We start from the raw sequence: 8,397 nt of genomic DNA, 5'->3' as shown, positions 1-8,397 counted from the left end.
CACGGGTACCCTCGCCAACATCAACACTTACCTGGCCACGGTCGCCAACCAGCCAACCTACACCCCGGTTGCCAATGCCAACGGCACGGTCACCCTGACCATGCTGACCAATGACGGTGGCAACACGGGCACTGGTGGTGCATTGAGCGACAGCGACACGATCAACATCAACATCACCGCGGTCAATGACGCGCCGGTACTGTCCGGGACAGCTCCGACGTCGGTCAATGTCAGCGGCGGTGTGTTGGTGAGTTCGTTCCTGAGTTCCACTGATGTGGACAGTGGTGCACTGAAGGGCATCGCGATCACCGCTGCGACCCGCACAAATGGCTCTACTGGCAAGTGGCAGTACTCAACAGACAGTGGATCGACGTGGACAGATGTCGGCACGGTAAGTACGAACTCGGCGCTGCTGCTACGTAGCGGAGACTTAGTACGCATGACCGGTAACGGAAATGCGGGAGATCTAACCTACAAGGCGTGGGATCAGACGTCGGGCACGTTTGCGACGAAGGTCGACCCTGGCTCAGGCGGGGGTGCCAGCGCGTTCAGCACGACCAGCGTTACATGGTCGGTCACTCACCCGGCAGGCACCGCCGGCGAGCCGATCAACTTGGCTCTGGTCAACCCGTCGGCGGATCACAGTCTTCCTGTCACGGTAACGATCACCGGTGTTCCAGCGGACTGGATAGTGAACGGCGCCACGCATCTCGGCGGCGGCAGTTGGTCGGTCACCACTATCGACCCCTCGGTACTCACCGTCACTACGACGGCAGGCTACGTCGGCGCTATGGTGTTACATGTAACGGAGACTTGGACCAATGCAGACGGGACCACAGGAAGCGCCATCATCTCGGACAACGTAGAGGCTTACGCCCCAGGCTCACCAATCTTCGCCTTGTCCCTCAACGACAACCTGACCGGCTCGTCCGGTGCCGACACCTTCGTCTTCGCCCAGCCGATCGGCAACAACCAGATCTACAACTTCGATGCCGCAGCGGACAAGATCGACCTGATCGGCTTCACAGGCGTCACCGGCTTTGCTGACTTGAGCATCACTAACGACGCAAACGGCAATGCGCTGGTCAGCATAGGCACTGGCCAGACGATCACCCTGAAAGGTGTCGATGCGGCGAGCTTGAGCGAAGCGAACTTCCAGTTCGATGTCGACCCGCTCACCAACAACACCGGTACCCTCACCATTGCTGACGGCGCGATCATGCCGTTCGGTGGCAGTATCCATAACAGCGGCACCATCGAGCTCGGCTCCGCCGGCAGCGCGACCAGCCTCGAGGTTCTGTTCCGTGGCGCGACCTTGACCGGTGGCGGCCAGGTGCTGCTATCCGACAACGCGCAAAACGTGATTTTCGGCGGCAGCGCCGACACCGTACTGAACAACGTCGACAACCGCATTTCCGGCGCCGGCCAGTTGGGTGCCGGGCAGATGGTGCTGATCAATTCGGGGCTGATCATGGCCAGCGGGCTGAACAGCCTGGTGCTCGACACCGGCACCCACACCATCACCAACAGCGGGGTGCTGGAGTCCACGGGCCCAGGCGGCATGACGGTGGCCAGTACGGTCGAAAACACCGGCCACCTGTGGGCCAATGGTGGTGACCTGCGCCTGCTGGCCGACGTGACCGGCGACGGCAGCGCGACCATCGACGGTAACGCGACCCTGACCTTCTCCGGTGCTGCACACGGGTCCGTCGCCTTCCACGGCGAAGGCGCGGGTACGCTGGTGATCGCACAGGCCGAAACAGCGGGCTCGCTGGCCGGCATCCTCGGCCTTGAGAGCAATGACATGCTGACGTTCGGCAATCTCACTTTCGGCGCCAACACCCAACTCAGCTACAACACCAACGCCTCTGGCGCCGGCGGCCTGCTGACAGTGGACGACGGCGTGCATCGGGCCGAGGTGAACCTGTTGGGGCATTACTCGGCGGAAGACTTCCAGGTCACCGACGGCGGCGCGGCCGGCACTCAAGTCAGTTACCACGGAGAATCCAGCGGCACGCTGGTGGGCACCATGCTCGCAGACACGATCAATGGTGGCGACGGCAACGACATCATCGTGGGCCGTGGCGGTGCAGACACGCTCAGCGGTGGCGCGGGAGCCGACGTGTTTGCCTACTTCAACGTGAATGAAGGCGGCGATCATATCCTCGACTACAACTACGCCGAAGGGGACAAAATCGACCTCTCCGCACTGCTCAAGGCCAACTTCGTCGCCGGCACCAGCCAGGTGTCGGACTTTGTCCAAGTGGTGCAGACCGGCAACGACATCACCGTGAAGGTAGACCCTGATGGCGCAAGCAATGGCAAGAATTTCGTCGATGTGGCGGTGCTTGACCACGCTGGTACGCCTGGGCCCGATCTGGTGCGCACCTGGTTCGGGGATGCGGAGCATACGCTGACGGCGTGATATTGGGCTGGAGTTGAGCAGTTGATGATGGTGGTGGAGACCAGGGAAGGTCGAATATGAATTGCACGATACCAACGTGAAATCCAAGCATGACGCGCCCAGAGGGGGATGTATGTTCCGATGGATGAGGGAACTTTGGGTGGGATCGGATCTGGTCGAGTTTGAGAGCTCGTTCGGACTGGCGGAATCTGTTGAGCGCCTGAAAGCCGCGACCCGGCACTGGGCTATGTTTACACCTTTTCGAGAAGCGGCCTTGGGAACGGTGACAGAGTCTCGCGTTTCGCTCCAACGTGTCATCCCGATGGTACGCAACTCATTCAAGCCACTTTTCGTCGGCCGATTCCAGGTGCGCCAAAACCAGGTCGTGCTAACCGGGCGTTTTGCGCTGCACTGGTCCGTTAAGCTCTTCATGGGCTTCTGGTTCGGGTTTTGTGTGCTTTTTACAGCATTGGCGTTGTTTACCGCCGTACCTGGGCCGCACGCCACATTCATGCCGCTGGAGGGGCTTGCGATGATGGCCTGTGGGATTGGCGTGATGCGGATCTGTATGTGGTTTTCCCGCAACGATCAGGCATGGCTGTCTGAGGTCATTCGCACGGCGCTGAGTAATCAGGTCGCGATTGCATCAAAAGGTTTGCCGCCCAATGAGCTTCGGAGCTCCCCAAAGCGGCCACCCACTGTCATCGTGATTGTCACAGCGATGCTCGCCCTCCAAGGGCTCATGTTCTGCGTTTCTGCCATAACGGATATCCAGCCTTCCCTGGGCGATCCAAGTGGTTCGGTCTTTACCCATTATGCAGACGTTAGACTTCGCTATCTTTCCGTAATCTATGGCGCAGTTATGCTCCCGCTGGCTTTCGACGTTTACCGACAGCGCATGTTCGCCTGGCGAATGGGGTTCCTGGCGCTTTTTGGGGGGGCTGCCCTCCAGGCGCTTGGCTTGCTTGCCCGAGAGGATCTTGGCAATGCGCGTCAGACCATAATCTTCTGCRTCGCCTCCCTGGTGATCACCATCGTCTGGGCGTGTTGGTGGTACGCGCAGCGCGTCCATTTTCACGATTGATCGGGAAAGAGTCGATAGACCGCCTCTTACGCCCTCCTGTGGAGGACTGGCAGCTAAGCTTGATATGACACGACGGTTATGAAAAAGCCCCGCCAGATAACAATCTGAGCAGGGCTTTTCTTTGCTTAAAGCATACCTGTTGCACCCACCTAGCACCCATGAGGGTTAAGCAGAGAAACAAAAAGACGCTGTAGGCCTTGGATTATATGGTGTCCCAGGGCAGGTTCGAACTGCCAACCTTCCCCTTAGGAGGGGGATGCTCTATCCAATTGAGCTACTGAGACACAAGTCGCGCGCAAGGAATGCGCGGCGATGGACGGCGTGCATGTTAACGGGCAGGCCCGCTTTTGTCATGTCGTCCGTAGGGCTTTTTAAGTGTAGGCAGACGCCCCACGGTAGCGTGGCTTTGTTTACCGTGCAAATTGCATCACCGCAAAATGCCATCATTGCAAAATGCAATGCCGGCATTTTGTTAAAATAGCGTAATTCTTTGTTTTTAAAGGATTTAATAGCCGTTAAACTTTTGGCATGCGGGCTGCTTCGACTGTTCTCAAAGAACGAAGGAGATCAGCCCCATGAACAGCGCTCTTTTAGTCGCGAATGCAGTCGCCCTGGCGGTTCTGTTGGGTTTTCAGTTCTTCCCCGCAAACGACGCTGCGATGGTTGCCCAACGCACGCCCCATGACCTGCAGCTGCAAAAAGCGCCTCAATGGGCACTCACGAGCGATCAACGCAGTTTTGTCAGCCAAGAGCTGAGCCAGGAAAGTCTTCAACCGCGCACGCAGTCTTTTGAACGCTTGGTATTTTGAACCACCTCATCAGGAAGCACAGCATGTCCAAATCAGCCGCAGGGTTTCTCATCCTCGCTCTACTGAGTGGCATCCTTCATCTGTCATTAGTCCAGGACACGATCGTCACCCTGCCCCTGATTGCCTGCGGCGTGTTCAGTGCGCTGTTCGTGCTGGCGCTGATCGCCGGGCGCAAGATCAAGTTCGATCCGGTTCTGCGCTGACGCTCAGCAACTCCAGAAGACTGGCAACGGTGCCCGCAAGGTCGCCGGAGTTATCGAGTCGACGGATTTGCGTATCACCGATTGTGTCGTCAGCCGTGAACAGCGCATTGCGGCACAGTCTCGCTTCAATTTCTGCCGGGCTTTCACGCCCCCGCCGTAGCAGGCGCTCTCGCAGAACGTCATCCTTGACCGTCAACAGCACCGGCAACAGCGTGGGATAGCGCTGTTGCGCTTCTGTCAGGTGGCCGCGCGAAGCATTGATCAGCACATCGCGTCCTTCCTTGAGCCACTGGTCTATACGCACAGGAATACCGTAATCCAGCCCATTGGCCTGCCACGAAAGCGCGAAATCCCCATTGTTTCTGCGTCGCTCGAACTCTTCGCGGGACACCTCAATGGCGTCTTCGCCGACGGACTCAGCCGAGCGCGTAATAACCCGCCGCACGACTTCACAATTACGCACCCGCAACGGCCCGCGAGCGGCTTCGATGAGGCTGTCCTTGCCGGATCCCGAAGGCCCCATTAAATAAATCAGCCTGCCATCCATCCTGAAATCATCCCATACCGTCCGTCTGCCCTAGTAAATCGGCCATTTGCCACTATCCTGTTAAGGTAAGGAACAAGGATCGAATCCGCATAGCATGCACCTTCAGGCGTCTTCGGGCATCACCTGTCGGGCAAGAGGACGCGGTCAGCGATACGGACTCATGGAATGTTTTCAAACCAGTCCGCATTTCTGATAATAGGTGCTGGCATTAAGCCTTTACCCAGATCAATATTTGTCACAGAATTGACGCCAATGATCTGGCTAATTTGAGGCATGATGCGCGCCTCTATCAATTCAGGTTGAACATTTGGTCGGAGTGCTTGTCCTATCTGACATCCTGCGGCCTATCCCGAGAACCGCTCCCCTGAACTAACCGGTTAAATATATGCGCCCATTGAAACAGGCAATTTATTCCAGCCGTACGGCTGACAAGTTCGTCGTACGTCTGCCAGACGGAATGCGTGAACGCATTGCCGAGGTGGCTCGCAATCATCATCGCAGCATGAATTCCGAAATCATCGCGCGTCTTGAGCAGAGTCTTATTCAGGAAGGCGCGTTGGGCGAAGAATTGAGCATGCGCCTGGACAGCCCCGAGCTGTCATTACACGAACGCGAACTGCTGCAACGCTTCCGCCAACTCTCCCACCGCCAGCAAAACGCTCTGGTTTCGCTGATTGCCCATGATGCCGAAATGGCTGCAGACGTTTCCTGATTCATCCTGAAAGCTCAAGCCAGCGTAATTGCTGGCTTTTTTTTGCCTGAAATTCAGYCCCTCAAAAAAAAACCCGCCGATTGGGCGGGTTCTTTTGAGGTAGAACGTCAGAGCAGAAAAATCGTCGCCAGCCCGAGAAAGATGAAAAAGCCACCACTGTCGGTCATGGCAGTGATCATCACACTCGCGCCCATTGCCGGGTCGCGCCCAAGCCGCGCCAGGGTCATCGGAATCAACACGCCCATCAATGCTGCAAGCAACAGGTTAAGCGTCATGGCGGCGGTCATCACCACGCCCAGGGACCAACTGCCATAAAGCAGGTAGGACACCACACCAATCACTCCACCCCAGACCACGCCATTGATCAAAGCGACCGCCAACTCCTTGCGCATCAACCTCGACGTATTGCCGGTACTGACCTGGTCCAGCGCCATGGCCCGAACGATCATGGTGATTGTCTGGTTACCCGAGTTGCCGCCGATACCCGCCACGATCGGCATCAATGCCGCGAGCGCTACCAGCTTCTCGATAGAGCCCTCGAACAGGCCGATCACCCGTGATGCAACGAACGCGGTGATCAGGTTTATCGCCAGCCAGGCCCAACGGTTGCGCAGGGACTTCCAGACTGACGCAAAAATATCTTCTTCTTCGCGCAGACCCGCCATGTTGAGAACTTCGTTTTCGCTCTCTTCACGAATCAGGTCGACCATTTCATCGATGGTCAGACGACCGATCAGCTTGCCGTTCTTGTCCACCACTGGGGCCGAGATCAAGTCGTAACGCTCGAACGCCTGAGCGGCCTCGTAGGCGTCTTCGTCCGGATGAAAACTCACCGGATCGCTGGCCATCACTTCCGAGACCTGTTTATCCGGGTCGTTGACCAAAAGGCGCTTGATCGGCAACACGCCCTTGAGCACGCCGTCGTAATCGACCACGAACAGTTTATCGGTATGGCTTGGCAACTCTTTGAGACGACGCAGGTAACGCAACACCACTTCAAGACTGACATCCTCACGGATCGTCACCATCTCGAAGTCCATCAGCGCACCGACCTGCTCCTCGTCATAGGACAACGCGGAGCGGACGCGCTCACGCTGTTGAGCATCGAGGGTTTCCATCAGCTCGTGGACGACGTCTCGCGGCAGCTCGGAGGCCAGGTCAGCAAGTTCGTCGGCATCCATGTCCTTGGCCGCCGCCAGGAGCTCGTGATCGTCCATGTCGGCGATCAGGGTTTCACGAACCGAATCGGATACTTCGAGCAGAATGTCGCCGTCGCGGTCGGCCTTGACCAATTGCCAGACGGTCAGACGATCGTCCAGTGGCAAGGCTTCAAGGATGTAGGCAACGTCAGCGGAGTGCAGATCATCGAGCTTGCGTTGCAACTCGACGAGGTTTTGCCGGTGAACCAGGTTCTCGACCCGGTCGTGATGCGGACCTTCCTGGCGATGAGTCAGGTCTTCGACCACCCGCTGGCGCTGCAGCAGCTCAACGACTTGAGCAAGGCGGTCCTGCAAGCTTTCCTGCGTTTTCTTTACTTCAACTTCAGACATAGGCGAACTCCACTCCCAGCAGCGGGGCACGCCGGAAGGATCAATCAGTCAATTCATGATTGTAACAACGAGGTACTGAGTAACTACTGGGTAAGTCCATGGAGGTATTCCACAAGCCCCGGCGGGGCTGACAGGCGCAATGATAACACCGCCTGACGGTTTTAAACGTGAAAAAATCGCGGCTGAAACAAGCGCTTGCGAGACAAACCTGAGCGCCGTCCTGATCCATGGAACTGCGACGACTCATCCTGAAAAGAAAACACACCGCAGTCGAAAAATGTAACGGCTACCCTTGATATGGACCGTCAAGGAGGACGTCGAATGCCACGGAATGCTAATTATTTTTTGCTTGCCGCCCTGCTCTGCCTGCCGCCCTGGGCGTTTGCTACGACCATCCACCGGTGTGAAGCCCCTGACGGACGCATCACCTTCACGACCTTGAGCTGTACGACCGGAGAAAGCCTTTCGCTTCAGGAAGTACGCACGTTTTTGCCTGGCAGCACGACAGCCCTGATGCCAGAAGCTGAGGTTCGCGAAACATCAAGTATGAAAAACCCAAGGAGAGAGCCGACGGTCGTTGGTCAGCCCGAGGACAAATGTGGAAATAAGCTCAGCGCGAAGGAACGCCGCATCGCGATCATCAATCAGAGAGTGGTTGCCGGCATGAGTCAGCAGGACGTCGAAAGCGCTCTCGGCAAGCCAGACAAAATCAGCACTCGCAATTCAGCCATGAGCTACCGCTACGACAACAAGCGAGGGCGCAGTGCTCACATCGAGTTCGATGAGAAAGGTTGTACCAAAGGAAAAGCCAAATCGCAGACGGCAAAAAGCCCGCGTTAAACGCGGGCTTTTTGGTGTTTGGTGCACTCGACAGGATTCGAACCTGTGACCGCTCGGTTCGTAGCCGAGTACTCTATCCAGCTGAGCTACGAGTGCATTTGTGTTTTTATACCAGATCACAACTGGTTGAAGCCAAGTTACTCACATTACTGCAAACAACTCTTAAATGGTGCACTCGACAGGATTCGAACCTGTGACCGCTCGGTTCGTAGCCGAGTACTCTATCCAGCTGAGCTACGAGCTACGAG

General features: G+C 57.0%; 8 protein-coding genes and 3 tRNA genes. 6 read left to right on the top strand and 5 right to left on the bottom strand.

Annotation, left to right across the window (positions count from 1 at the left end; all coding sequences use genetic code 11):
• Positions 1-2,425: beta strand repeat-containing protein (locus tag AC1DIS_RS29440; protein WP_477781273.1), on the top strand; the 2,425-nt coding region annotated here is incomplete at its 5' end.
• Between the two features lie 139 nt (positions 2,426-2,564).
• A complete protein-coding gene (locus AC1DIS_RS29435; protein ID WP_477781272.1) occupies positions 2,565-3,488 on the top strand; it encodes a hypothetical protein in 924 nt (307 codons plus the stop codon).
• A 207-nt stretch (positions 3,489-3,695) separates the two neighbouring features.
• Here AC1DIS_RS29435 and AC1DIS_RS29430 read toward each other — a convergent pair.
• Positions 3,696-3,772 (bottom strand) — tRNA-Arg (locus tag AC1DIS_RS29430).
• A gap of 291 nt (positions 3,773-4,063) precedes the next feature.
• Between AC1DIS_RS29430 and AC1DIS_RS29425 the strand changes: the two genes are divergently transcribed.
• Both AC1DIS_RS29425 and AC1DIS_RS29420 read left to right on the top strand, forming a co-directional pair.
• Positions 4,064-4,297: a hypothetical protein gene (locus AC1DIS_RS29425; protein ID WP_111454811.1), complete on the top strand. Its 234-nt coding sequence runs from the start codon at positions 4,064-4,066 to the stop codon at positions 4,295-4,297.
• 23 nt (positions 4,298-4,320) lie between these two features.
• On the top strand, positions 4,321-4,500 hold the full coding sequence (locus AC1DIS_RS29420; RefSeq protein ID WP_018926378.1) for a PA3371 family protein: 180 nt from the start codon (positions 4,321-4,323) through the stop codon (positions 4,498-4,500).
• On the opposite strand, the gene phnN is transcribed toward AC1DIS_RS29420, so the two are convergent.
• On the bottom strand, positions 4,475-5,047 hold the full coding sequence (gene phnN, locus AC1DIS_RS29415) for a phosphonate metabolism protein/1,5-bisphosphokinase (PRPP-forming) PhnN (protein WP_477744617.1): 573 nt from the start codon (positions 5,045-5,047) through the stop codon (positions 4,475-4,477). The genes AC1DIS_RS29420 and phnN overlap by 26 nt on opposite strands.
• Positions 5,048-5,432: 385 nt before the next feature.
• On the opposite strand from phnN, the gene AC1DIS_RS29410 reads away from it, so the two are divergent.
• Positions 5,433-5,759 (top strand): Arc family DNA-binding protein, encoded by a 327-nt coding sequence (locus AC1DIS_RS29410; RefSeq protein ID WP_018926380.1) that lies wholly within the window; start codon positions 5,433-5,435, stop codon positions 5,757-5,759.
• Between the two features lie 107 nt (positions 5,760-5,866).
• Here AC1DIS_RS29410 and mgtE read toward each other — a convergent pair whose 3' ends face one another.
• A complete protein-coding gene (gene mgtE, locus AC1DIS_RS29405; protein ID WP_018926381.1) occupies positions 5,867-7,309 on the bottom strand; it encodes a magnesium transporter in 1,443 nt (480 codons plus the stop codon).
• A 321-nt stretch (positions 7,310-7,630) separates the two neighbouring features.
• Here mgtE and AC1DIS_RS29400 point away from each other — a divergent pair, with 321 nt between their 5' ends.
• Complete coding sequence (locus AC1DIS_RS29400; RefSeq protein WP_436275155.1) at positions 7,631-8,149, top strand: cell envelope protein SmpA; 519 nt, start codon at positions 7,631-7,633, stop codon at positions 8,147-8,149.
• 19 nt (positions 8,150-8,168) lie between these two features.
• Here AC1DIS_RS29400 and AC1DIS_RS29395 read toward each other — a convergent pair.
• Together AC1DIS_RS29395 and AC1DIS_RS29390 are read right to left on the bottom strand one after the other, a co-directional pair.
• Positions 8,169-8,245, bottom strand: a tRNA-Arg gene (locus AC1DIS_RS29395).
• A 71-nt stretch (positions 8,246-8,316) separates the two neighbouring features.
• Positions 8,317-8,394: transfer RNA gene (locus AC1DIS_RS29390), tRNA-Arg, on the bottom strand.
• Between the last annotated feature and the right edge of the window lie 3 nt (positions 8,395-8,397).

The sequence above is a fragment of the Pseudomonas sp. 05N433 genome, from assembly GCF_056396925.1.
Note: the sequence above shows the minus strand (reverse complement) of the source record. Positions and strands in the feature narration are given on the sequence as shown.